The sequence below is a fragment of the Chryseobacterium gambrini genome, from assembly GCF_027920505.1.
Taxonomy (GTDB): Bacteria; Bacteroidota; Bacteroidia; order Flavobacteriales; family Weeksellaceae; genus Chryseobacterium; species Chryseobacterium gambrini.
In genome coordinates, this window is the sequence record NZ_CP115857.1 from 273,518 (window position 1) to 299,636 (window position 26,119).

The 26,119-nt window shown below is 37.2% G+C and carries 19 protein-coding genes and 1 tRNA gene; 12 read left to right on the plus strand and 8 right to left on the minus strand.

Going from position 1 to position 26,119, the window contains the following annotated elements; all coding sequences use genetic code 11:
* Positions 1–87: 87 nt before the first annotated feature.
* Positions 88–303: a hypothetical protein gene (locus tag PFY09_RS01150; protein ID WP_076390494.1), complete on the plus strand. Its 216-nt coding sequence runs from the start codon at positions 88–90 to the stop codon at positions 301–303.
* Between the two features lie 382 nt (positions 304–685).
* The gene (locus PFY09_RS01155) at positions 686–1,684 is read left to right on the plus strand and encodes an SDR family oxidoreductase (RefSeq protein ID WP_271161132.1); all 999 of its coding nucleotides are present in this window, start codon (positions 686–688) and stop codon (positions 1,682–1,684) included.
* 39 nt (positions 1,685–1,723) lie between these two features.
* Here the strand turns inward: PFY09_RS01155 and PFY09_RS01160 are convergent.
* Together PFY09_RS01160 and PFY09_RS01165 are read right to left on the minus strand one after the other, a co-directional pair.
* Positions 1,724–1,808, minus strand: a tRNA-Ser gene (locus PFY09_RS01160).
* 241 nt (positions 1,809–2,049) lie between these two features.
* On the minus strand, positions 2,050–2,646 hold the full coding sequence (locus PFY09_RS01165; RefSeq protein ID WP_108408607.1) for a hypothetical protein: 597 nt from the start codon (positions 2,644–2,646) through the stop codon (positions 2,050–2,052).
* Between the two features lie 161 nt (positions 2,647–2,807).
* Here PFY09_RS01165 and PFY09_RS01170 point away from each other — a divergent pair, with 161 nt between their 5' ends.
* Complete coding sequence (locus PFY09_RS01170) at positions 2,808–3,680, plus strand: AraC family transcriptional regulator (protein ID WP_076390460.1); 873 nt, start codon at positions 2,808–2,810, stop codon at positions 3,678–3,680.
* Between the two features lie 111 nt (positions 3,681–3,791).
* Here the strand turns inward: PFY09_RS01170 and PFY09_RS01175 are convergent, their stop codons facing one another.
* Entirely contained in the window at positions 3,792–4,223 is a 432-nt protein-coding gene (locus tag PFY09_RS01175; protein ID WP_123906936.1) for a hypothetical protein, read from the minus strand.
* Between the two features lie 573 nt (positions 4,224–4,796).
* Between PFY09_RS01175 and PFY09_RS01180 the strand changes: the two genes are divergently transcribed.
* Genes PFY09_RS01180 through PFY09_RS01205 form a run of 6 tightly spaced genes read left to right on the plus strand, consistent with a single transcriptional unit; the run spans position 4,797 to position 12,077 of the window.
* The gene (locus PFY09_RS01180) at positions 4,797–6,269 is read left to right on the plus strand and encodes a hybrid sensor histidine kinase/response regulator (protein WP_256040594.1); all 1,473 of its coding nucleotides are present in this window, start codon (positions 4,797–4,799) and stop codon (positions 6,267–6,269) included.
* 6 nt (positions 6,270–6,275) lie between these two features.
* Positions 6,276–9,887 carry a response regulator gene (locus PFY09_RS01185; protein ID WP_271161133.1) on the plus strand — a complete coding sequence of 1,204 codons (3,612 nt, stop codon included), beginning with the start codon at positions 6,276–6,278 and terminating at the stop codon, positions 9,885–9,887.
* Between the two features lie 15 nt (positions 9,888–9,902).
* Positions 9,903–10,268, plus strand: coding sequence for a response regulator (locus PFY09_RS01190; RefSeq protein ID WP_076390456.1), 366 nt, complete (start codon positions 9,903–9,905; stop codon positions 10,266–10,268).
* Positions 10,269–11,099, plus strand: coding sequence for a CheR family methyltransferase (locus tag PFY09_RS01195; RefSeq protein ID WP_214589554.1), 831 nt, complete (start codon positions 10,269–10,271; stop codon positions 11,097–11,099). It abuts the gene before it with no gap.
* 11 nt (positions 11,100–11,110) lie between these two features.
* Positions 11,111–11,683 (plus strand): chemotaxis protein CheB, encoded by a 573-nt coding sequence (locus PFY09_RS01200; RefSeq protein ID WP_271161134.1) that lies wholly within the window; start codon positions 11,111–11,113, stop codon positions 11,681–11,683.
* Between the two features lie 31 nt (positions 11,684–11,714).
* Positions 11,715–12,077, plus strand: a complete 363-nt coding sequence (locus PFY09_RS01205) for a response regulator (protein ID WP_108409457.1) — start codon at positions 11,715–11,717, stop codon at positions 12,075–12,077.
* Positions 12,078–12,148: 71 nt separating this feature from the next.
* Here PFY09_RS01205 and PFY09_RS01210 read toward each other — a convergent pair whose 3' ends face one another.
* Positions 12,149–12,451, minus strand: coding sequence for a hypothetical protein (locus PFY09_RS01210; RefSeq protein ID WP_123906934.1), 303 nt, complete (start codon positions 12,449–12,451; stop codon positions 12,149–12,151).
* Positions 12,452–12,663: 212 nt separating this feature from the next.
* Between PFY09_RS01210 and PFY09_RS01215 the strand changes: the two genes are divergently transcribed.
* A complete protein-coding gene (locus PFY09_RS01215; RefSeq protein WP_271161135.1) occupies positions 12,664–13,884 on the plus strand; it encodes a PQQ-dependent sugar dehydrogenase in 1,221 nt (406 codons plus the stop codon).
* A 1,369-nt stretch (positions 13,885–15,253) separates the two neighbouring features.
* Here PFY09_RS01215 and PFY09_RS01220 read toward each other — a convergent pair.
* The 3 genes from PFY09_RS01220 to PFY09_RS01230 all read right to left on the minus strand — a co-directional run bounded on the left by PFY09_RS01220 (position 15,254) and on the right by PFY09_RS01230 (position 20,749).
* A complete protein-coding gene (locus tag PFY09_RS01220) occupies positions 15,254–17,437 on the minus strand; it encodes an outer membrane beta-barrel protein (RefSeq protein ID WP_271161136.1) in 2,184 nt (727 codons plus the stop codon).
* Between the two features lie 159 nt (positions 17,438–17,596).
* Positions 17,597–18,403, minus strand: a complete 807-nt coding sequence (locus PFY09_RS01225) for a DUF4249 domain-containing protein (protein WP_185205625.1) — start codon at positions 18,401–18,403, stop codon at positions 17,597–17,599.
* 3 nt (positions 18,404–18,406) lie between these two features.
* Complete coding sequence (locus PFY09_RS01230) at positions 18,407–20,749, minus strand: TonB-dependent receptor (protein ID WP_271161137.1); 2,343 nt, start codon at positions 20,747–20,749, stop codon at positions 18,407–18,409.
* A gap of 749 nt (positions 20,750–21,498) precedes the next feature.
* Between PFY09_RS01230 and PFY09_RS01235 the strand changes: the two genes are divergently transcribed.
* Positions 21,499–22,665, plus strand: a complete 1,167-nt coding sequence (locus tag PFY09_RS01235; RefSeq protein WP_271161138.1) for a cytochrome-c peroxidase — start codon at positions 21,499–21,501, stop codon at positions 22,663–22,665.
* Between the two features lie 212 nt (positions 22,666–22,877).
* Entirely contained in the window at positions 22,878–23,096 is a 219-nt protein-coding gene (locus PFY09_RS01240; RefSeq protein WP_139326077.1) for a hypothetical protein, read from the plus strand.
* Positions 23,097–23,499: 403 nt separating this feature from the next.
* On the opposite strand, the gene PFY09_RS01245 is transcribed toward PFY09_RS01240, so the two are convergent.
* Positions 23,500–26,085, minus strand: coding sequence for a T9SS type A sorting domain-containing protein (locus PFY09_RS01245; protein ID WP_271161139.1), 2,586 nt, complete (start codon positions 26,083–26,085; stop codon positions 23,500–23,502).
* Positions 26,086–26,119 lie beyond the last annotated feature (34 nt).

A 26,119-nucleotide genomic window follows, 5' to 3' on the forward strand; every position in this document is an offset into this window, starting at 1 on the left:
TATCTAAATTTTAAGAATTTAACTTTATTGAAGAAAATTGGCAAAGAAATTGTGTATCTCTATTTGAAACTATTAAAAAACAAAGCTATGATTTCTTACTACGATTTTAAAAATTTGCCAAATCAGGCACAGTGCAGTTTCGTGATGAATGAAGGACGTATCATGAGCGAAAGAACAATGGATACAGTAAAATATGTACTTTATGAAGTTTCTTATTTTACCGTTGAGGTTATATACAATACTATTAACAACAAAACAGAAGTCATTAATGTTTTTCAGAACAAAGGAGCTTATGCTATGTAAACATATTTAAAGAGACATATTATTTATTAAAGAACAGATCTGTAAAGGTCTGTTTTTTATTGCTTTTATCCGGAAATTCGGGGATTTAAATCAAAAAAATCCTCAGAGAGAATCTGAGGATAAAAACTAATAACCATGAAAACTCAAATTAAACATGAGTAATTAGTAGTATTAAAAAATTGTGCCAAGAAAATACTGAAAAACCTGTATTTAAGATTAATTAAGAATATTAACGAAAATTTATAGTATAAAAATTTTATAACATCCTGCATCTAATTTCTTATCTCGGAATTAATAAATACAGAAGAATTTAAATGATATTTATACTCGGTATGGCATAATAATAGGTTGATTATAGGTAATTAACCAAAACCATCACAAAATGAATTCTAATAATGAACAAAAAAGTATCAGAGGAAAAACTGTAGTAATTACCGGAGGAAGCAGTGGAGTAGGAAGAGCTGCTGCGGAAGCATTTGCTGTGGAGGGGTGTAATATTGTAGTTGCAGCAAGAGGCAAAGAAGCTTTGGACGAAACGGTAGCATTATGCAGGGATTTGGGTGTTTCCGCCATGGCTGTTCCTACAGATGTTTCTATTGCGGGTGATGTTCAGAATTTAGCTAATAAAGCATTGCAGTTTAACGGCAGAATAGATATTTGGGTAAATAATGCAGGAGTAATGTCCAGTGGGAAATTTGAAGAAATTCCGATGGATGTAAATGAACAGGTGATTAAAACCAATCTTTTCGGGTATATGCATGGAGCTTACAGTGTTTTGCCGGTCTTTAAAAAACAGAACGAAGGAATTTTAATCAATAACGTTTCTATAGGCGGATTTATGCCGGCTCCTTACAGTGCAGTTTACTCTTCTACAAAATTCGGAATCAGGGGAATGATGGAGTGTCTTCATGGAGAAATTTCAGATTTTCCGCAGATCCATATCTGTAATCTTTATCCGCAGATTCAGCGTTCTACAGGAAATATGCACTCTGCAAAATATTCAGGGCTGGATTTTAAAGTTCCTCCTTTTGCTGCAGACCCGCGAGATACAGCTGCTAAAATGGTGGAATTGGCAAAACGTCCAAAAAAAGATTTATTTCCGGATTTCACTTCAGCATTCCTGAAAAACGTTTACGGGTTATTTCCAAAACCTGTCATTAATACAGCTTCAGCGGTCATGAGACTGATGATGAAAGTGAAAAATGCCCCATCCGATTCCGGAAATATTCTAGAGCCTTCCTCAGAGCCTTACCGAATTTATGGCGAGACGATGCTTCCTGTTCCATCAAGAAAAACAAAAATTGCAGCTTTAGCAGGTTTGGGATTAGGTCTGGCTTATATGTTCCTGAAATTGAAATCCAATTCTTCAGAAAACAGTTAAATAAAAAATCCTTCAAATTGAATTTGAAGGATTTTTTTGCGGAGAGTGAGGGATTCGAACCCCCGGACCTGTTACAGTCAACAGTTTTCAAGACTGCCGCAATCGACCACTCTGCCAACTCTCCAGAAACTCCGATTATATCGTTGTTTTCAGTGGTGCAAATATAGAACTATTTTTATTTTCTGCAAAATAATTTTTAAGGTTTTTGGTATAAATTTCAAAAACGGCTTTGTATCAGTAAGATAATTTTTAAAAAAAATTAAGGCAGCCATTTCTCCGTGATTTAAAAAAGAAAAGCTGCCTTAATAAACTAATTGTACGTAAAATTTTAATTCCGATATAAATACGGGAATGTATAGAATCTCTTATCTCAAAGCGATTGTTCTGTTAAATGTATTGCCATTTTCTTCAATACTGATGATGTATTGATCTGCAGTTTTAGGATCGAGATCAAAAGTCATGTTCAGCTCACCATTTTCCCCTTCCTTTGTTGAAGAATAATAAGTGTTTCCGGAATAGTCTGTTACAGAAATTCTTACCTTGTTCTTCAGATTTGCAATGTGCAGCTTAACAACATGATCAGAAATACTAAATTCCGGTTTGCTGATAATGGCAAAAGGCGTTTTTTCAATTTCAGCCTTATTGTCATCACTAATCTTTATCTTATATTTTTCAATCTTTTGCTCAGATTCTGCAATAAGGTAATAAGTTCCCTCTGCCAAATCCTCCAGATTGTAAGTCTTTATCACTGAATCTTCATTTTCAAGCCTTTCGGAATAAAGTTCGCCATAAGAATCATTGTAAATAACCAACGATATATTTTTGGCGTTGCTCACTTCAAAACGTACCGTTTTGGATGTAGATGTTCCGAAAGAAAGGGAAAAATCTTTGTCTTTAGCCATTGCATCTGCAGAAACAAATAAAAAAGCTGCTATAAAAACGGATTGAAATAATTTTTTCATAATGATAAGATTTTTATTATCAGTTATTTATATTGCAAATTTAGATGCTTGGTAAACAGTATGCTACCATATAATTTTCATATTTATGTATTATTTTAACTCTAAATTTTATTTATAGATTAATATTTGTTAATTTTGTATATGAATTTTAATTATTGGCTATGAAACATTCCCATCCGGCTTTTGAAGCCGTAAAACCCAATATCGGAAGTAGTTTTACAAGTCTTAAATTTCTTCGTAACGAAAATATAAAGTCTCATGTATGGCATTATCATCCTGAAATTGAACTGATTTTCGTTTGTGGAGGTTCCGGAAAAAGACAGATCGGAAGTAATATTTCTTACTTTTCCGACGGAGATCTTGTGCTTATGGGAAGTAATCTGCCGCACTGCGGAATGACGAATGAAAATACCAATAACGATTATGAGATGGTAATTCAGTTCAAGCCTGATTTTTTGGGAGAAAATTTCTTTGAACTTCCTGAAATGCAGAAAATTTCAGCTCTGCTGGAAAAATCAAAAGCAGGAATTGTTTTTTCGGAAAATATCAAAAAACAAATAGGACAGAAAATTGTAGCAATGCACGAATCTTCATCCTTAGAAAAACTGGTGAAATTTCTGGAGATTCTGGATGCTTTGGCTTCAACCCCGGATTACAGAATTCTGAATGCCGGAAAATATTACCTTCAGACTCAGGTGGAGGATAATGAAAGAATTAATCTTATTTTTAATTATGTGAAAGATCATTTTAAAGAACAGATCACTTTAGAGCAGGTTGCAGATCTTGCCAATATGAGAGTGCCTTCTTTTTGCCGCTACTTTAAAAAAATCACCAATAAAACCTTCACACAGTTTGTTAACGAATACAGAATTACCCATTCGTTAAAGCTTCTTGCAGAACAGCCTTTGAGCATTACAGAAGTATGTTTTGAATCGGGCTTCAACAACTTCAGTTATTTCAACAAAACTTTTAAGGAATACATTCAGAAAAGTCCTTCGCAATACAGAAAGGAATTTAATTTTTTAATCGAATGATTTTAAGTCATCATAATACCAAAAGAAGTATTTAAGATCATAAGTCTGTAACTTACCCTCTTAAATACTTCTTTGATATGTAGAAATTTAGGTTGTAATATTATAATCGCATTAACGGAATTTTCTACCGGAATTCCCATAATGATTGGAAGAGCTTATGCCGTGAAAATTATTATACGTGTAATACAGATCTTTAAAATAAATCTCGTTATCCATTTCATGTTTTTCAGCTGCAAAAGGATTTTTAGGCAGGCTGAAAATTTCTTTTTGAGAATGCGCTGTCTTTTGAGCAGGCTTTTTTATACAGTTGCAATGTTGATGGTCATTTTTTTCATGCTCATGAAGATCCATTACTGTTACTTCTGTATTTTCTAAATTTCTGAATTTTTCAAAAGTTTTCTGGTCCAGTGTAAACGCGGGTTCTCCGTGATAGAAAAAATGATCAATAATATCAGGATGATTATTATGTTTCTGTTCAAGTGGGGCAGCGGAAGTATAACCTTTGCATTGCGTGCATCGGGCAACTTGTATTTGTATCGACATATCTAATGATTTTAAGTGTGTCTTATCTATATCACAAGTTGTGCCATCATCTTTATTTTTTTCAACATAATAGTTAATTTTAAGAATAATATTCAGAAAATAAGCCACTTAAAAAAAATGAAACAGGCTGAATAAAATTCATAAAAAAATCCCCGACTTTCGGCGGGGATAAAAACTAATAACCATGAAAACTCAAATTAAACATGAGAAATTCGATGCAAATATAAGAACAATAAAACAAACCCACGCAATAAAACGTGGGTTAATTTTGAAAAATATATTTAAGTGAAAAAGTGTTACTATCCTGTATTCAAACACTGTGCCGTGAATAATTTTTTTAAATTAAAATTTTAACTAAAAACGTTGTATGTGGTTAAAATTTTACTCTTAAATCACTGAATTGAAGAAAGAAAAAATTTTTAAAATTTTTTGTAAAAAAATGAGCATCACAAAATTTTTTTCCACTATTGTGGTATGTGTTTTGATAATAGGTAAAAAATTCCTGTTTTTCGAAATATTGTGAGTATTTTTGAAGCTGAAGTAAATATAATTAATTATTGATTTAAAGTTTATATGATCTTAATTGTTGATGACAACCAAAGTAATCTCTATTCACTCAAAAAACTACTCGAATCCAAAGATTTTCAGGTAGATACTGCAGATTCCGGTGAAGAAGCGCTGATGAAGGCCTTAAAAAATGATTACGCACTGATTATTTTGGATGTTCAAATGCCGGATATGGATGGCTTTGAAGTGGCGGAAACTTTAGCAGGATACAGCAAAACAAAAGAAGTTCCTATTATTTTTCTTTCTGCTGTAAATACCGAGAAAAGATTTATCACACGCGGCTACGCTTCCGGAGGGAAAGATTATGTAACAAAACCGGTGGATCCGGAAATTCTGATGCTGAAAGTGAAAACTTTCTACAACCTGCAGGAACAGAATATTGCGATGAAAAAAACGCAGCAGAGCCTGGAACTCGAAGTAAAAGGAAGAAGAGAATCTCAGGTGACTATGAAGTCGCAGATTGATCATTTTCACTTAATGCTTGAATCTCTTCCTCAGATTGCTTTTACCCTTAATGAAAACGGAATTGTAGATTTTGTAAATGGTAAATGGTATGATTACTCAGATTCTGAGAAAAATTTTCCCGAGACCCATCCGGATGATGACAATATTCAGGAAGAATTTGAACGATGCAGAAAGAAAGGAAAATCCCTGGATCTTGAAATCAGAATAAAAAATAGAGAAACGGGCGATTTCCGCTACCATCTTTTACGCGTAACTCCCGTCTACGAAGAAAACGCGATTAAAAACTGGGTAGGAACCTTTACAGATATCGACGATCAGAAAAAAGTGGAGAAAGAAAAGGATGAATTCCTGAGTATTGCAAGCCATGAACTCAAAACTCCTTTAACGAGCATTAAAGCTTATGTACAGTTATTGGAAAGAAAATTAAAACTCGATAAAGAAAGCGCAGAAGCCGGTTTCCTGACCAAAGTACAGGATCAGATCGAAAAACTGAACACTTTAATTACAGACCTTCTTGACGTTTCCAAAATTGAAAACGGAAAACTGAAAATCACTAAAAAACCTGTAAATCTTGAAAGCGTGATCAGCAACGCAATCGATACAATTGTGCAGACGCACGAAAGCAGAGTGAAAATCAAGCGCGATGGAATTAAACCCGACATTCTTATTCCGCTGGACGCAATCCGTATCGAGCAGGTTCTCATTAACTTTTTAACGAACGCTATAAAATATTCACCTCAAAACAATCAGGTGATTGTAACTACTTTTGTAGACGAAGAAGAGCAGGAAGTAAGAGTAAGTGTTACAGATTTCGGAATAGGAATTCCGGATTTTAAGCAGGAAGCTGTTTTCAATAAATTTTACCGTGTGGAAGAATCTTCACTCCAGTTTCAGGGAATGGGGATCGGTCTCTTTATCTGTTCAGAAATTATAAAGCAGCACCATGGAAATATCGGGGTTTCCAGCAAAGTAGATGAAGGATCTACATTTTATTTCACTTTACCTTTAAATTAATTTTCCATGCCGAAAAAAATTATAAGAAATCTTCAGTTCGGGGTAGGATTTTCCATCCTGATCCTTATTGCAAGTTCATTGGCGTCCTATTTCAGCATCCAGAATCAGATGAACCATCGTGAAAGCGTGGGAAAAAGCAGACGTGTTGTAACGGCGGTAAAAGATATTCTGGTTGCGGTTCTTGATGCGGAAACCGGAAACAGAGGATATCAGCTTACCGGTCAGGAAAGTTTTCTGGATCCTTTTAAAAGAAGCGTTTCCGAGTATTCAAAAACCTTTGAATATGCAAGAAGTCTGGAAATTACAGATCCCCACCAAAAAAGACTTTTGGATCTTCTGGAAAAAAATGTAGAGACCAATCTTGCCAATATGAAGCTCTTTGTAGAAAACCGCAGAAGAGGCATCATGATGACGCAGGAGCAGATTGAAGAAAGTAAACTGTATATGGACCGATGCAGACAGATTGTAAAAGATTTCTCTCAATATGAAGAAAATCAGCTTGCTGTAAAAACCAGAGATCTTAATAAATCTTCCCGAACTACCGTTTTCTTCATTATATTTTCCTCAATTGCAGCAGTTGTGGTTACTGCATTTTTCTATGTAAGACTGAGAGCAGACCTGATCCGTAGAGACAAACTTGAAAAAATGCTGAAAGCAAAAGATCAGGAAATGTCGAGAAGAGTAATCGCGATCAAACAGATTGCCAACAGAATTGCCAACGGAGATTACAACCAAAGGGTAGTGGATAATGCTGAAGATGACCTTGGAGAACTGGTGGAGTCTTTAAATAATATGACGGAATCTCTGAAATTATCTTTCGATACCATTAATAAAAGCGACTGGAGACAGAAAGGTCTTGCCATACTTAACGAATCTTTGGTAGGAAATAAATCGGTAAAAGACGTTGCCAAAGAATCGCTGCACCAGTTAATAGAATACGGAAACTGCATCAATGGCTCTATCTATCTTTATGATGAAGGATTACTGAAGCTAAACGTTGCTTTCGGTCTGGAAAACAACATGAAAAAGATTTTCGAACCGGGAGAAGGAATGATAGGGCAGACTTTCATCAGCGAAAAACCTCAGGTGTACAATAATCTTCATGAAGATGATTTTGTAGTAACGTTTGCGAGCAGCACGATCCAGATTTACGGAATTATGCTGATCCCGATCTTTGCCGACGGTTTCATCATTGGAGTTTTAGAATTAGGTTCAACAACCAATTTTGAAAAAGACAGAGTCGATTATTTCCTGGAATGCAGCAGAAACATAGGAATTGCCTTAAGCGCTGCAAAAGGCCGTGAAAAAGAACAGCAGTTGCTGGAAGAAACGCAGGCGCAGTCGGAAGAATTGCAGGTACAGCATTCCGAGCTTGAAAATCTGAATACCGAACTCGAAGCGCAAACCCAAAAACTACAGGCTTCAGAAGAAGAACTGAAAGTTCAGCAGGAAGAACTGATGCAGGCAAATGCAGAGCTGGAAGAGCGTTCAAGACTGTTGGAAGAAAAAAATCATTTGATTGCAGAGCGCAACAATGAAATTCAGAAAAAAGTAGAAGAACTGGCTTTGAGTACAAAATATAAGTCGGAGTTTCTGGCAAATATGTCCCACGAATTGCGTACCCCACTCAACTCGATCCTTCTTCTTTCCAGGCTGATGGCGGAAAATCCGGATGAAAATCTTAACGAAGATCAGATAGAATCGGCTAAAGTAATACAAAGCTCAGGAAGCAGTTTATTAACCTTAATTGATGAAATTCTGGATCTCGCAAAAATTGAATCCGGAAAAATGACCTTGGAATATCAGGATGTGGTGATTAATGATGTGGTAAAAGACTTAAAAGACCTTTTCAATCCGGTATTTCAGGAGAAAAATCTTCAGTTTAACATCAATATCGACGAATCTGTTCAGAAAAATCTTGAAACCGACCGTTTAAGAGTCGATCAGGTTCTGAGAAACCTATTATCGAATGCGCTAAAATTTACTACAAAAGGAAGCATCGATTTAAATATTAAAAAAGATCCTAAAAAAGCAGATTTTATCATCTTTTCCGTAAAAGATACGGGAATCGGTATTGCGGAAGACAAACAGAAGATTATTTTTGAAGCATTTCAGCAGGCAGACGGTTCCACAAGACGAAAATTCGGGGGAACAGGTCTCGGATTGTCCATCAGCCGTGAAATTGCGAGATTATTAGGCGGAGAGCTTACCTTAAAAAGTAAAGTGGATGAAGGAAGCGAATTCAGCTTAAGTATTCCTGTAAAAGCAGTTCCGGAAGTTCCTCAGGTTGAGAACGATCAGAATCTTGTGGAAATCATCCGTGAAGATGTTGAAGAAATTCAGAATATTCTTGATGAAAAACAAACACAAGAAAAGGAAGTCGTAAATACCCTTCAAATCCCTGAAAATGTGGACGACGACAGAAATACCATTCAGGAAGGCGATAAAACCATTCTTATTATTGAAGATGATACCAATTTCGCCAAAGCATTGCTGAAATATGCACATTTACAGAACTACAAAGCTGTGATTGAAGTAAGAGGAGACCGCGGTCTTGCCGCAGCGCTCGAATATCGTCCGCAGGCAATTCTGCTGGATGTTCAGCTTCCTGTAAAAGACGGATGGCAGGTAATGGATGATTTAAAATCCAATCCTGAAACAAAACACATTCCGGTACACATGATGTCTGCGCTTCATGTAAAGAATGAAAGTCTGATGAAAGGTGCAATTGATTTCATCAGCAAACCTGTTGCGCTCGATCAGATGACCGATGTTTTCAGAAAGATTGAAGAAGCCCTTAAAAAAGGTCCGCAGAAAGTATTAATTGTAGAAGAAAACGCAAAACACGCAAGTGCACTGTCTTATTTCCTCAGCAATTTCAATATTTCTTTGTCGGTAGAAAATAACGTGCAGGACAGCGTAAAAGCCTTAACGGCAAATCATGTAGACTGCGTCATTCTGGACATCGGAGCTTCAAGAGGAAACGAATACGAAATTATAGAATCCATAAAAAGTTATGAAGGACTGGAGAATCTTCCGATCATCATCTTTACCGAAAGAAATCTATCCAAATCCGAAGAACTGAAAATAAAGCAGTATGCAGACTCCATCGTTGTAAAAACAGCACATTCTTACCAGAGAATTCTGGATGAAGTAGGATTGTTCCTGCATCTGGTTGAAGAGAAAAATAATTCCATTGAAAACGTAAGAAGCAAAACAATGGGATCGCTTACGGAAGTTTTAAGCGGTAAAAAAATACTCATTACCGATGATGATGTCCGAAATATTTTCTCCCTTACCAAAGCACTTGAAAAATACAAAGTGGAAGTTGTTGTCGCAATGGACGGAAACCATGCAATTCAGCAGATTAAAGAAAATCCTGATGTAGATGTGATTCTGATGGATATGATGATGCCCGAACTCGACGGTTACGAGGCGATCAAGGAAATCAGAAAAATGCCTAAGTTCAAAAGACTGCCGATTATTGCCATTACCGCAAAATCCATGATCGGAGAGCGTGAAAAGTGCATCACGGCAGGAGCGTCAGATTATATCTCCAAACCGGTGGATATCGATCAGTTACTATCCTTACTTCGTGTTTGGTTATATGAAAGTTAAACAGCTAAAATTCTGATGAATAAAAAAATTCTTATCGTGGACGATGATCCGCGCAATATATTTGCTTTAAAGCTCACCCTGAAAGCCAGAGGATATCACATTGAAAGCAGTACAATGGCTCAGGAAGCCATTGAAGTTTTAAATAAAGACAACCATTTTGATGTAGTTTTAATGGACATGATGATGCCGGAAATGGATGGGTATGAAGCCATAAAGATGATCAAAAATACACCTTCTATCAGCAATATTCCCGTAATTGCAGTTACCGCGCAGGCAATGCCTGAAGACCGCCAGAAATGTCTGGATGCAGGAGCTGCAGACTATGTTTCAAAGCCGATAGATGTAGACCTTTTAATGAACGCTATAGAAAAATTATCGTAAATGCTGGAACCAAGTATTGTAAAAGATGAAGAAGTAGAATATCTTATTAAAGATGTCTACGATATGTACGGCTACGATTTCTCCGAGTACAGCCGCGCTTCCTTCAAGCGCAGGGTGAACCGCATATGCCTGATCGACAGATTTACAAGCTTTGCAGAGTTAAGATATACAATACTTAATGATCCGGAATACCTGAAAAGATTCATCGAAGAAATTACCGTGAATGTAACGGAAATGTTCCGCGATCCTCAGTTTTTTAAAGCATTACGGGAGAAAATTCTTCCGCAGTTGGGAACCTATCCGCTCATCAGAATCTGGGTGGCGGGATGTTCTACCGGAGAAGAAGCCTACTCAATGGCTATTTTGCTTAAAGAGGCAAATCTTTACCATAAATCTTTAATTTACGGGACAGATCTTAATCCTTCCGTTCTGGAAACAGCAAGAGCAGGAGTTTTTCCTTTGCAGCAGATGAAGCTGTATTCTGAAAACTATATTTTATCGGGCGGGAAAAAGGATTTTTCAGATTATTATACAGCCAATTACGACAGTGTGAAATTTGATAAAAGCCTTCAGGAAAAGCTGATCCTTTCTACCCATAATCTCGTTTCCGACAGTTCTTTCAACAGTTTTCAGCTTATTATCTGCCGAAATGTTCTTATCTATTTCGATCGCGGTCTTCAGGAAAGAGTCTTCCGTCTTTTTGATAACAGTCTGGAAAATTTAGGTTTTTTGGCTTTGGGCGCAAAAGAAACCCTTAGATTTTCTAAATTAGATAAAAATTATAATCAGGTGGATGATCAGAAGATCTGGAAAAAAGTAGATCATCAGTAAGCTGTTTTATCATGAGAACGAATAATACAAATATCGAACTGATCGTTATCGGAGGATCCGCAGGAAGTTTGCAGGTGATTCTGGAAATGATTAAAAAAATAAACGAAAAGCTGGATTTTACCATTCTGCTGGTGGTTCACAGAAAAGCACATTCCAACAATATCCTGCAGACTTTGCTGCAGCAGTTTTCGCCTATCCCGGTTATTGAGATCGAAGATAAAACAGAAATTCAGAATAATACAATCTATATCGCTCCGGCAGATTACCATTTATTATTCGAAAATAAAAACATCATGTCTCTGGACAGCTCGGAAAAGATGAACTATTCCCGTCCTTCCATAGATGTAACCTTTAAATCTGCGGCGGAGATTTATGGCGACCGGATGATCGGCGTACTGCTTTCCGGAGCCAATGCAGATGGTGTGGAAGGTTTGGCATACATCAAAAAAAACAACGGAAAAGTCTGGATTCAGGATCCCGAAACCGCAGAAGTAGATTATATGCCGAAACACGCTGTGGAAGAAATTAATTTTGATCTGATTATAAAGCCCGATAATCTGGCAGAGTACATCAATCAGTTATAAAAATATAACCCCTAACTAAAGTTAAATAGATATGAGCAAGAAGAAAATTTTGATTTTTGATGATGATAAAACTATTTTGGAAGTCATCACCATCATTTTTGAAGAAAATGGTTATCAGGTCGAAATTTCGGAAACTTCACATGATATTTTGGAGAAAGTAGAGCAGTTCCAGCCCGATGTCATTCTTATGGATAATTGGATTCCCAAAATTGGTGGAGTGGAAGCAACAAGGCTTCTGAAAAATCATCAGGAATTTAAAAGCATTCCCGTGATTTATGTAACGGCAAATAACGACATTGTAGCTCTGGCGCAGGAAGCTCAGGCGGATGATTATGTTGCCAAACCTTTCAATCTTGAAGATTTAGAAGATAAAGTTGCACAGTATCTGCAGTAATATTCGAAAAATTTAAAGTAATTCTCTCAAAAAATAAAACTCCCTGTACAAAGATGTACAGGGTGTTTTATTTAAACAATTTCCTGCATTTCCCTCGAATCGGTTTCAGGATAAATTTCAACTGCTTTCTGCATTTGTTCTGTTGTACAGACTCCGATATTTATTTCTGTGATTACAGATGTCAAAACCATTTTTATATCGGGCTGCGAAAGAATTTTTTCCGAGAAAGTAGTGGCAATAATCGGTTTTTTGGAAACCAGATTTTCGGTAAATGTATATTCTCCTCTCAAATCAATTTCTGTATTGAATTGCTGTTTAATGACTAATTTTAAATACTTGTTTATTAAATCTTTATTGGCTAACAGGTTTTCCATCTTCAACGTGTTTATTATAATGCAATAATATTCATGCCATACTTTATTTTTTAAACTTAAAATTTTCTTAATCATTATTTAAAATGTAAGAAATCCCCTGAAACAGTGCAACCGATTGAATCGTATTGATAAATTGCCACCAATTCGGGATTTACGGCAAGTAATTTGTTGCACAAAACAAAACTCACACAGAAACACCAAAATTTCGAAATATGAAAATAAGAACCTATCATGTACTGGTTGCTGCTTCGCTGGTAATGGCAAGCTGTTCGGATACCATCGAAGAAAATAACGGTCCCTCGCTTCCTCCGGTAGAATCCAATGCTGCCAATACGAATTATCAGCCGGCTTTTGCAGGACAGACGAGAGCGAATGGTGCAAAAACTTCCACACCGTATGTAAGTGAAGTGGTAACTTCAGCTCTGGCTTCCCCTTGGGGAATTACAGCTTTGCCGGATGGCAGGCTGCTTATCACCGAAAAAGCGGGAACCATGAGAATCGTAAGCAGTACCGGAACCTTAAGCAATGCCATTACCGGGCTTCCTTCCGTAAATTCAGGAGGACAGGGAGGATTGCTTGGACTTTGTGTAGATCCACAGTTTACTTCCAACAGAATGGTGTATTGGGTATTCTCTGAAAATGTTTCAGGCGGAAATATAACTTCTGTGGCAAAAGGAAGACTGTCAAATTCAGAGACAACAATAGAAAATCCGACCGTAATTTACAGGGCAAATCCTTCTGCCAATGTCGGAAATCTTCACTACGGCGGAAGAATTGTTTTTGATAATACAGGGAATCTGTTTGTAAGTACGGGAGAACGTTCTGATCTTTCCACAAGACCTCTTGCACAGTCTGTAACAGCAGCTTTAGGCAAAATCCTGAGAATTACAACCAGTGGTCAACCCGCACCCGGGAATCCTTCGTTTTCACAATCGGGGGCGTTGCCGGAATTATACAGCATCGGACACAGAAACCCTCAGGGAATTGCCATCCATCCTGTAACCGGAGAATTATGGCAGAGTGAACACGGACCGAGAGGAGGGGATGAGATCAACAGGGTTTTAGGTGGCAAAAATTACGGCTGGCCTACCATCACTTACGGAATTGAATACAGCGGAGCCACCATTGGCGCAGGAATTCAGCAGCAGGCAGGAATGGAACAGCCGGTTTATTACTGGGATCCTGTAATTTCGCCAAGCGGAATTACTTTTTATAAAGGAAACACCATTCCGGAGTGGCAAAACAATCTTTTCGTAGCTTCCCTAAGCGGAATGCATATCGCGAGACTGGTTATGGAAAACAACAAAGTAATAGGCGAAGAAAGACTTCTTTCAAACGAAAACCAGCGTTTCAGAGATATTACACAGGGAACAGATAGCAATTTATATGCAGTGACGGACGGAGGCAGACTCTATCGAATCCGTAAACAGTAATTTCAAAAGATTTTTTAAGAATCAACGCCGGAAAAAGATATTTCATCTTTTTCCGGCTTTTTTATTATAAAACTTGTCTAAACTTTTTTATCGCAAAAGAAGCGAAAGATTTTAACTTTAAGTTTAATACTTAAATCGAAAAAAATGATAATATAAAAGACTTTAACAGACTTGTCATTTTCAAAAAAGAATGTTAAGTGTAATGATGAAAATTAACATGAGTTCAATTCAAAATCAATACAAATTATCAATAGGAATGGGCTTTAGCCCATTCAAATAGTTTTGCGAAATTAAATGGCTTTAGCCAAAACTTAAAGTGAAATAAAAATTTCAGAGATTTAAAAATCATCATTATCATTAGCTGATTTTCAAGAATTTGCTCTCGGAAAAATATTCTCATAAATTTCAAAGCAACCTCAGCGAGCTTAGCGTTTTCAAAAAAGAACGTTAAATGTGATGATTAAAATTAACGTGAGTTCAATTCAAAATCAATACAAATTATCAATAGGAATGGGCTTTAGCCCATTTAAATAGTTTTGCGAAATAAAATGGCTTTAGCCAAAACTTAAAACGAAATAAAATTTCAGAGATCTAAAACCATGATTATCATTAGCTGAGTTTCACGCCGTTGCGCTCGAAAAATATTCTCATAAATTTTAAACCAATCTCAGCGAAATTAGTGTTTTTAAAAAAGCACCATAGAACAATCTCTGCTCAATATCTATTAAACCTCAATCAACACGTCTTTTAATATTCCAATGAGGTTATCCATCGATCCCGATACGTTATTCAATCATCTGGATAGGTTACGGAAAGATTCGTAGACGTATTTTACTCTTCCGGAATGGTCTTTCACATCTTCGTATTGATATAAAACGTGTCGCGAGATCTACATGACGTATCACGAGATCTTCAAGACCTCAACGGACGCATCAAAAGCCTCAACGGACATGTTGAATAACGTATCCAAACCATTATTTAACGTCTTCGAAAGAGTAGAGAACGTATCCGAAACCATACACAACGTATCCCGATATCAGAACATACAATTTGACGTTGGGAGCGTGAAAATTAGAGTAAATTAGAAGTTTATAATATTTGATAGCAACCATCGCAATGACGCAAAATATTCATTAAATACCGTCTTGTCTTAAAGCGCAAAGATTTTATCTGCGATAAAATTAAGCATCAATTTTTATTGAAAATCTTCGATTTTCTTGCGCCTTAAAGATTTGAGACGAATAAAAATCCTGCGTCTTTGCGTTTTCCAAAAAGAATATTTTTGTTTTAAAAAAGTTGAAATAAATTCAATAAAAAAAACGGACAATGAAAATTCATCCATCGTCCGTACTAAAATTTAACATTAAAATTATTTTCCGCCGCCGCCGTTTTTCTCAACATCGGTTTTGGTATTTTCTTTTACTTTCTGGTTTCCGAAACGTTTTACAAATGAAATAGATGCTCCGTACCAGTCCCATTTCGAAGCATTTCGGAAAGTTCCTCCCTGCACAAAAGTGGTTGCATCATAATTCGGTCTCTGGAAAATATTCATGAGCTGAAGGCTGACTTCCATCTGGGTTTTCGGGAATATCTTTGTGGCTGAAATATTATGAAAGACGTTTGCTTTGTTCGTCGTGGAATTTCCGTTGTTCTGGTTAGACACTTCTACCCATGCGCTCAGATTGATATTTTTATTAAACAGATTCGTATAGGTAAGGTTGGTGGAAGCACTCAGATAGCTGATGTAATTATTGGCATTTTCCAAACCGTTTTTCTTGTTAAAATCGCTGTTGTCAATATAATACCATCCTAAACCAAGATTCACCGTAAATTTATTTTTGAAAAAAGTCTGGTTCGTATTGGCAAAAACGTAATACTTATGCACTTTCCCGAAAAAGTTGGAGGGCTGCGTAATGGTGATGTTTTGAGGATTTCCGTTGATATCATTAATCGTTCCCGTTACATAATTGGTCCAGTAATCCTGATCGGTAAACATATATCTCGCAGAGATAAAGTATTTTTTATGAATGCCTAACTTCATATAAACCCTGTCGCTTGGGTTAGGTTCCAGATCGATGCTTCCACGGCTGTAGAATCCGTCGCTGTTCGGGATCATGAACGGATTGAATTCCGCATACCACGGTCTCCAGATATTTTTGTTATACGTTAAGCTTAAATCATAATTGTCTGAAAAAGAATATTTCAATAAAATATTGGGCAGCAGTTTTCCGTAAGAATCTCTTCTCGAAGTTCCTGCATTATCCTGACGTATTTTATAATCGATGTATTCATAACGGAGTCCGATCCTGGTTTCCAGCTTTTTGAAGAATGTTTTGCTGTAGTTGGCGTACAGGGAACTGATGTTGTCTTCATAGTGGAAAACATCTCCGGAACTTAGTCCTGTAAGCATATTGCCGTATAAGCTGTTTGGGATCACATTATTATTGAAATCGATCTTACCGCCGACTTCAAAATTTCCGCCTTCTTTTCCGATAGGCTGCGTGTAATCTACTTTCATGTAATAATTTCTGTTTTCGGTATCTGTAAGAACTCCTATTTCCTGTTTTTCATCCGGTTTGGATTTGTACACCATATTTTTTACAAAATAATCGTCGCTCGACTGTCCGTAATAATTGGAACCCAAATTAATGTCAAGGATTTTATTCTTTTCCTTATCATACCATTTATAAAAAATATTGGAGCCGAAGTTTCTGTTAAGTCCCGTAGAATTTTGGTTCTGAAGATAAGAATTTTCGAAGAGTCCGTTAACATTTCTCAATCCGTCTGCATCGGTATTGGAAGAAGAGTTGCTTTGGTAATATTCGAGAATTACTCCTACTGTATTTTTATTATTCAGTTCAAATTCTGAAGTTGAAGAAAGGGAAGGACTTTTGTATCTTCCTATGGTTTTAGAATTTCTGTAGGTTTCAGAATTTTCTGCATCCACTTTATAAAGACTGGAATTGCTCTGTACGTTGGTATTGTCGCTGTAGCTTCCGATGAAGGTCTGTGTAAAGCTTTTACGGTGATAATTTAAATTCAGGTTGGTATACTGAGAGTTTTTGGTGTTCTGTCTGTTGTTTAAGGTAACACTTCCTTTAATTCCTTCATCATCACGCTTTTTCAATACAATATTGATGACAGATCCTGTTGCTTCATATCGCGAAGACGGACTTGTAATCACCTCAATTTTCATCAGATTATCCGCAGGAATGGTTTTCAGGTATTCTTTCAGTTCCTTTCCTGTAAAAACAGACTTCCTGTCGTTGATGTAAACGGTTACGGTTTCTCCTTCAGCTTTTATGGCATCATTGTTATCAATACTTACCAGCGGAGTCATTCTCAAGACGTCCCAAGTCGTGTTTCCTGCGAGAATAGAGCTGTTGGAAACATTAAAAACGGTTCTGTCTACTTTGGATTCAATGGTTGGTTTTCTTACCGTTACGGTAACTCCTTCAATAGCCTTCTCCTTAGATTTTAGAGTATCCTTTTCAGCCTGTGCAAATGTAAATATGCCCGCTAAAAAGGCAATCGGTATCAAAATATTTTTCATGTAAAAAAACTATGTTTCCTACATAAGACACCGTAAAGAGAATATTTGTTACATCACATCGTATTAATTCTATAATAAATTTTTAAAGGCTGAAAGGTCAATTGTTTACAGAAGCTAAAAAAAGCTATCCGGAAAGTACAGATAGCTTTTATTTAATTTTTACTGAATAACAGCGGTTCTTGTTCTTACAGTATGTGCTGAAAAATAGCCCAAAGCGCCGTTGCTGATGTTGCTTGGCGGATTGGCGGGAGTAATTCCTCCGCCGGGACCGCTTCCTGAAAGCTGTAGAAGGGCAGAATAATAGGTATACACTTTATCATCAATACACTGCATTTCTACATGGATCACATCTCCTGCAACCACTTTAATATCATTCGCGTTGCTGTCATCGTTAGGAAGCAGAAGAGGTCTCTGGTTCGGTAATCCGTTGTTCACATTATCGGAAAATTCGGAGAAGAATTTTTTCGGATTGCTGTTTACGGTATACACAAACAGATAACGATTTCCTAAAGTTGCCGGATCTGTGAAAAGCGGCAGAAGCGTATAGCTCGTCTGTCCTGCCACAAGGAAAGAATCCTGCTCCAGACCGTCAAAAGAAACAGCCTGCGGCATTGTACTCTGTGCGGTATATTGTTTTCCTTCTGCATTAATGGTTAACGTATAAATTCTTCCGGGCTGTCCCACAAAGGTGGACGTTTTATAATTTCCGTTTCCGGCATACTGAAGTGTTTCCGTCTGTCCGGTATTGTCACTCAAAACAACCTGCGCATTCGTCACAGCAGGATATTGGTTCGCCTGTGTAAAGGCTACGGATTTGGTAATCTTTACAAAATAAGGTCCTGCCTGATCGGTAATGTTTCCTTCGATCACAATCTGTCCGCTCTGATCTTCGAGATCAAGATCTATTTCTTTTTCGCAGGAAGTGACTAAAAATAAAGACAGTATGATTAAAAATATATTTTTCATGAATTAAAATTTGAAATTATACGTAATGTTTGGAACCCATCTGAACAGGGCAGTCTGCATTGCGCGCGTTGTTCCCGGCTTATCCGGATTGTCTTCAAAAGTGATGGTGTAAGCATTTTCTCTGCCGTAAATATTATAAATTCCGAAAGACCATGATCCTTTAAAGCGTTTGTTGTTTACAGGTTCGTACGTTGCATTAAAATCCAGTCTGTGGTAAGCAGGCATTCTGTCTGCATTTCTGCTGCTGTACTGGAAAACCGTCTGTCCGTTCAGTTCATACTTTCCGGTCGGGAATGTAACTGCATTTCCGGTGCTGTACACAAAAAGCCCTGAAAAAGTCCATTTCGGATTCAGCTGATAAGTGGCAACAACTGAAAGATCATGCGTTTTATCCTGTCTCGCGTTGTACCATTCATTATTATTGATTCCGTCGATTTTTCTCTCCGTTTTGGATAAGGTATAGGAAATCCATCCGGTTAATCTTCCGCTTTTCTTTTTGGCGATGATTTCAAATCCGTAGGCTCTTCCTTTTCCGAACAGCAGTTCGCTTTCTACATCTGCCGCTGTATCGAAAGTAATCTGGGCTCCGTTTTTATAATCGATCTGATTCTGAAGAGACTTGTAGTAGATTTCAGTATTGATTTCATAATTGTTGTTGCTGAAATTTCGGCTGTAGCCCAAACTTACCTGATCTGCAATTTCAGGCTTTACCGTAAAGCTGCTTCCAATCCACTGATCCGTAGGATTTCCGCTTCCGCTGTTGCTTAAAAGGTGTAAATTCTGAGTATTTCTGGAATAGCCTCCTTTAATACTGCTTACTTCGTTAATTCTGTAGTTTGCCGTAATTCTCGGTTCTACATTAACGTATGTTTTCCCGAATTTTCCTTTTTCAACAAATTCAGAATCTGTAAGAACTCCGTTTTCATAGGTGTTAAACACATCACCTCCCAAAACGCTGAACAGGGAAAGTCTGGCTCCGTAGTTGATCGTCAGTTTTTCGGTAGCTTTAAAATCATCATTAATATAGAAAGCATTTTCCCAGGAATATCTCGGATTTCTTGGATAGCTGCTCACACTTGTTCCGGAAGCACTGCTTGGTGTAATCGTATGATAAATAGACTGCAAACCAAACTTCACCGAATGCTTATTCCCAGCAAACCATGAAAAATCCTGTTTCAGGTTCCAGTCTTCAATCTTGGAACTCAGTCCGAAAGTATTGTTATTGCTGCTTAAGCTGACGTTATAATTGTAGTTGCTGTAAATTAATGAAGTATTGGAGAATAATTTGCTGCTGATGATGCTGTTCCATCTTAGGGTAGCCGTCGTATTTCCCCAGTCGCTTGAAAAAGTATCGCCTAATCCCAAAACATCACGTCCGAAATAACCGGATAAATACAAGCGGTTGTTTTCATTGATCTGATAATTGGCTTTTAAGTTCAGATCATAAAAATATAATTTGCTGTCTTTGAAATCGTCTGTTGCTTTTAGAAAAACATCGGCATACGTTCTTCTTCCCGAAACAATGAAAGAAGATCTTTCCTTCTGAATAGGACCTTCCACGCTCAGTCGGCTGCTGATTAATCCCAATCCTCCGTTTAAATTGTATTCTTTATTGTTTCCGTCCTTCATTTTCACATCCAGAACCGAAGAAAGTCTTCCTCCGTATTGAGCAGGACTGTTTCCTTTGATGATGCTTGCATCTTTCAGCGCATCGCTGTTGAACGTACTGAAAAATCCGAGCAAATGGGACGCATTATAAACGGCTGCTTCATCCAGTAAGATCAGATTCTGATCTGTCGCACCGCCTCTTACACTGAATCCGCTGTTTCCTTCGCCGTTGCTTTTGATTCCGGGAAGAAGCTGTATGGTTTTCAGAACATCTTTTTCTCCAAACAGAACGGGAAGTTTTTCAATATTTTTAATGCTTAAGGTTTCGGTTCCCATCTGTGCAGAAGTAAGATTTTTATCTTTTTTTACCCCTGAAATTACCACCTCATCTATTTTTCCGGTTCTTTCTTCCGCTTCGTTTTCTCCGGAACTCAGTTCCAGATCCTGCTTGATATTATCTTCTACGGTAATACTTTTCGTAAAATCTTTAAACCCGGGATTAGAGATCATCAAAGTATAATTTCCTTTGGGAAGAGAAAGCGAGTAGAAACCGTAATCATTGGCTACCACAGCAATCGTAGGATCTTCAGCAACTTTCACCGTAACGCCAATCAGAAGCTCTCCGTTTTTCTTATCTTTCACAGTACCGCTCACAGAATATTTCTGCTGGGCAAAAACTGCCGTACTGAAACAAATTGCTGCTGCGGTAGTGGCAATTTTAAATGATAATGTCTGCATGTAAGTTTGTTTATTATTTGAATAATTCGTTAAATATAAATTATTACATCTCCTGTATGTGAAGAGAGTATAAAATTAATGCTTTAATCTGAACTTTGGCAACGTTCGGTAAAAGTTCATGTGAAAAACGGATTTTAAAGATTTTTATTGGCTTAAAATTTTTAAGAAAACATGATTTTTTTGAAATTTAAATAAAATGGTTTAGACTTTTAAGTTGTTTAAAGTAAAGATTTTTCATAGAATTGATATCTGTAATACAATGTCTTTTATAAAGATAGCGTTCCTACGGAACGCCGAACATACGCTCAATATGATTTCTACACAGATAAAACTCCATAGAGTTTTTTAGCATTTTATTTTAAATTACTTTTTTGTATTCTAATTGAATCTGTGCGGACTTTTTTAAAGAAAGACTTTACAAAAGATTTCAAAGTAAAAATTTTAAATGTTGAGTTTGTTTAAACTTTTTAAAATAAAAATAGTCTTATTGGAAAACGCAAACGCGCAGGATTTTTATTAGTCTCAAATCTTTAAGGCGCAAGAAAATCAAAGATTTTCAATAAGGATTGATGCTTAATTTTTATCGCAGATAAAATCTTTGTACCTTAAGACAATACCGTATTTAATGAATATTTTTCGTCGTTGCTGTGATTATTGCTATTAAGGTAAACAAGTTTGTTTTGTAGATGAATTTAAAGTATTCTAAAAAACAATTAAATATCCTATTTTTGCTAAAACTCCGGATAATCGTGAAGAATATTTTAAGTTGGATTTTGATCTTATTTCTTTTGGTTTCGCTTTTAAACAACTGCTTAAACAGTAAGGTTCAAAAAGAAATCAATCAGAAAAACACATTCTTGGATAATCTGAGAAAACTATATTCTTCAGGTGATTCTTCACAATGGCCAAAACCTGTTCTTGATCCCGAATCTGCCCCAACTTTTGTGGAAATCGGACATTTACCGGAGGTGGAATTTCCAAAAGATAATCCCTATTCTTCCGAAAAAGAACTCTTGGGAAAAACGCTTTTTTTCGATCCCAGACTTTCAAAATCCAATCAGATTGCGTGTGCTTCCTGTCACGATCTGGAATTGGGATGGGGCGACAGCAGAACGGTTTCTTTCGGGCACGACAGACAGCTCGGAACCCGAAACGCAATGACCATTCTGAATGCCGCCTTTGCAAGATCTCTATTTTGGGACGGAAGAGCAAAATCTCTGGAAGAACAGTCGCAGATGCCGATTCAGGATCAGAGAGAAATGAGTGAACATATTGATATTGCGGCAGGAAAAATTGCAAAGATAAAAGGCTATGAGATTTTATTTGAAAAAGCTTTTGGCGATAAAACTGTTACCAAAGACCGCATTTCCAAAGCCATTGCCACGTTTGAAAGAACGATAAAAAGTTCTCCAAGTAAGTTTGATGCGTTTATCGACGGAAAGCCGGAAGTATATACCAATGATGAATTGATGGGGCTTCATCTTTTCAGAACAAAAGCGCAGTGTATCAACTGCCACAATTCGGGATATTTTTCAAATAACCGTTTTGAAAATGTGGGAACTTCTTTACTGGGCGAAAAAGGAGAGGATCTTGGAAGGTATGCACTGACAAAAGTTGCGGATGATGCAGGGAAATTCAGGGTTCCGGGCTTAAGAGAGGTTTCCAAAACTGCACCTTATTTGCACAACGGTTCTATGACAAGTTTAAAAGAAGTAATTGAATTTTACAGCAAAGGAAATCCCGAATATTCTCAGAAAAGATCTACCATTTATGAAGGAATTACTTTGCATTCTCAAAAATCGGGTATGGTGAGAATGCTTGAGCTGTCGGATGAAGAAATTTCACAGTTGGAAGCATTTTTAAAAACTTTATCCTCTAAAACGGAAAAAATAACACTGCCTGAACTTCCAAAATAAAACCTCCGGAAATTCCGAAGGTTCTGGAAGCAGATGCATTTTTACATACCTCTGCGAAAGTAAATATTAATAATTAATTTTTGGTAATTATAAGTTACTTTATACAAACATATTTAAAAACTAATGCTTCCTTTTGGTCGATAAATATTTCTCTAGATATACGAAATGTAAATGGTTTATTTGTATATTTGATGACTAAAAAACATAAAATTATGACTAAATTTATCGAGCTTGATGGCTTTAATGGAAAAGCTATCATTAATACAGCTAGTGTTTCATCAGTACACGAAGAATCTCGTGGTAGAGCAAACTATATAACTGTAAAACTTACAGATGGTTCTACAATATCTGTTGAAATGAAAATTGAAGACTTTCATAAATTGTTAACCGAAGGGGAGACTTCTGAACCTCTCAATGACTGCTTCAAGTAGGATTTCTGAAGTTTTTAAGTCCTCTATCTTTTAAAATATTTATAATTTGTTCAACATCTTTACCGAACTTCTTTTTAAAAATAGTTTCGTTTTGATTTTCCATTTCGTAAAATTTTAAATTAATAAAAAATACCAACTGTCATCGTTGGTATTTATATTAAACTTGTCTAAACTTTTTTTACCGCAAAAGATGCATAAGATTTTAACACTTAAGTTTTTTAAGTTTAATACTTAAATGGAAAAAAGAGCACACAAGTTAAAAAAAAACAAAGATTTTTTCTCTTTGCAGACTTTTGAAATACTTTAAATAAATCCCATAAAGTCTTTTGTCTCTTTTGCGGTTAAATTTAAAATGAGTTTATACAACTTATTTTTAGGTTTGTTTAAGGTAGCGTATAGTTGCCTAATTTTTTACTGCTTTTACGGTATATTGAGAACCGTCTTTCAATCGGATAATCAACAGGTATAATCCTGAATTTAATGTGCTTACATTAATTTCTTTTGAAGGGTTTTCAACAGTTTTAATTATTCTTCCCGAAATATCGCTGATGCTCACGGATTTTACTTTTTCAATATCTGAAATGCTTACGGTATCTTTGAAAGGATTCGGATATACTTTAACTGCATTTTTAGCCGCTGAAACTTCGCCTGTAGCCAAAACAGGGTTCTGTTTTACCTCAACATTGTCCAGTAATACATCATCATAAAAATAACCGTTGCCATTTACATTTTTATCTACCGTAAATCTCACCTGAATGGTTGTCCCGATGTAAGATGAAGGCAAAGGAATTCCTACAGGTCTCCATTGGTTGGAATTGGAGGTATCGCTCCATAGAGAAACCCATCCGCTTCCGCTGTTTACTTCTACTGTAAGTTTGTTGTTATCATAGGTTGAAGGACTCACTGTAGTACTTGTAGAGGTAGAATGATTTTTAAACCATTCAAATGAAATATAAGGAGACGTTAATCCTGCTAAATTTATAGAAGGAGTAACCAGTTGTACTGTATTGGCTCCCGTTCCGCTGTAAGGAGAACTTGCGTCTACCCATGCATAAGTTCCTGCTGCTCTTCCGTTATTGGCAAGATTGGCTCCATAATCGGCACTTCCTGAAAATTTCCATAAAAGATTCGCTGTGGTACTTCCCGGATTGGTATTCGTCCAGCAATTCGGTACGGCTGCATTGTCAAAAGTCTGGGTAAATGGCGCAGATAATGTGGCACATGCCGTTGTAACAGAGATAGGTCCCCACCAGGTGCTTTTATTTGAGCTGCTGCATGCAGATCTTATCCAGATGTTGTAAGTTGTAGCCGGAGCAAGCCCGTTGATGGTTGTTGAAGTAGCTGTACTGGTTCCAGATGCAGTGGTTGCTGCCGTTGGTGCAGTGCTGTTTGTAGAGTAATAATATTCATATCCGCCCGCCGGAGCAGAAGCCGGAGCCGTCCATGAAATTCCTGCGCTGTTTGCCAAAACATTAGACGAAGTTAATGCAGAAGGAGCAAAACATGACGGAAGAGGTTCCCAGTAGACATCATCGTAATAGTAAGATTTTCCGTCTGCTGTATTTCTGATCGCCAGTCTTGCGTTGGAAGGAACTGAAGAAGGAACGATCACTGAATATTCGCTTGTTGAACCGTAGGTAGTGTTGCTGATGCTTAAAGCCTGTAATAATACAAATGTTGAGCTGTTTGCCGGATCCGTAACGTATCCAACATTCAGCGTTCCTGTCGCTGTGCTTACTCTTGCTTTTAATCTTAACCAATGTGTTCCTGCATTAATATTGCTGAACTGAGGAAGAACAACTGTTGTTGGATTTTGCGTTGTTGTACTGTACTGATAAATGTTTCTTACACCTGAAGCCGGCGTTGTGGTTGTAATGGTCTGGGTTCCGTTGGTGTCAATAATTCTTGCCCAGCAATCCGGTACAATGTTTCCTGTGGCATAAGATTCAAAATCCTCAAACATAGAAGTCATGGCTCCGCATAATGTCTTGAATGTACCTGAAAAAGACCACGCACTCTGGCTTGCTGCACCGCTGCAGTTTGCTCTTACCCAATAATAATAGGTGGTATTAGGATTTAAACCCGGAATTGTAGTTGAGGTTCCCGAAACTCCCGGAAGATTAGGTGTTGCTCCCGCAGCCGGAGGCGTATTGGTTGTGCTGTAGTAAATATCATACGTGGTAGCCGTCGTTCCCGTTGCAGGTGTCCATGAAACCGCTGCAGAATTTGCCGTAAGAGTTCCTACCGCATTCAATGTAGGAGGCGCACAAGTGGAATAAGCATCTGCTGAAAATGCAAAAACATTAGTGTAACCCTGTGCGGTTGATGTTTTGGTAATTGTAATGCTTTGGATGGGCTTTGTCTGATTGGCAGCATCTAACGTCAGCAATGTCTGGTACAATCTCGGATTGGTTCCGCTCCCTGATTCCAAAGTGTCGTTTGTTCTGTTGATTCTTCCGAATCCCTGTATTGCGAATCCGGTTCCGTTATACCAGTCTGAAACCGCAACTCCCGTAAAGGTTTGTGAAGTATTATCTGTAAAATTAACGGTTACCGTAACGGTAGAAGCACCGCTTCCGCTGGTTGCAAGCATATATAATTTAAATGCTGCCATCGGCGTTGAGAAAGTTATTGTGCCGGAGTCATTCTGGTTAGCCAGCTTCAGGGAATTGTTTGCACTGTAACTGGCTAATTTATAAGATAATCCCGGAGTTGTGGAAACTACACTGTTTACAATGCCGTCATTCGGTAAACCGTAAGTAAGGGGAGTACTGGAAGAAGTCAGTTGAAAATCTCTCGATACAAAAGCGAATGAAACGCCGTCTACATCGGTGGAGGTAGTTACTGCGGAAGATCCGACTCCGTTTGCAATAACATCGGAATTAAGCCCGGATGAAATGAGCATTGGCTGGAAATTTTGAGCTGCTGCCGTAGAAGCTGCCAAGACGGCTCCCGCATACATTGCTCTTGAAAGTAATTTTAAATTCATGCTAAAAAAATTATAAGGTAATGTTTGTTTTAAA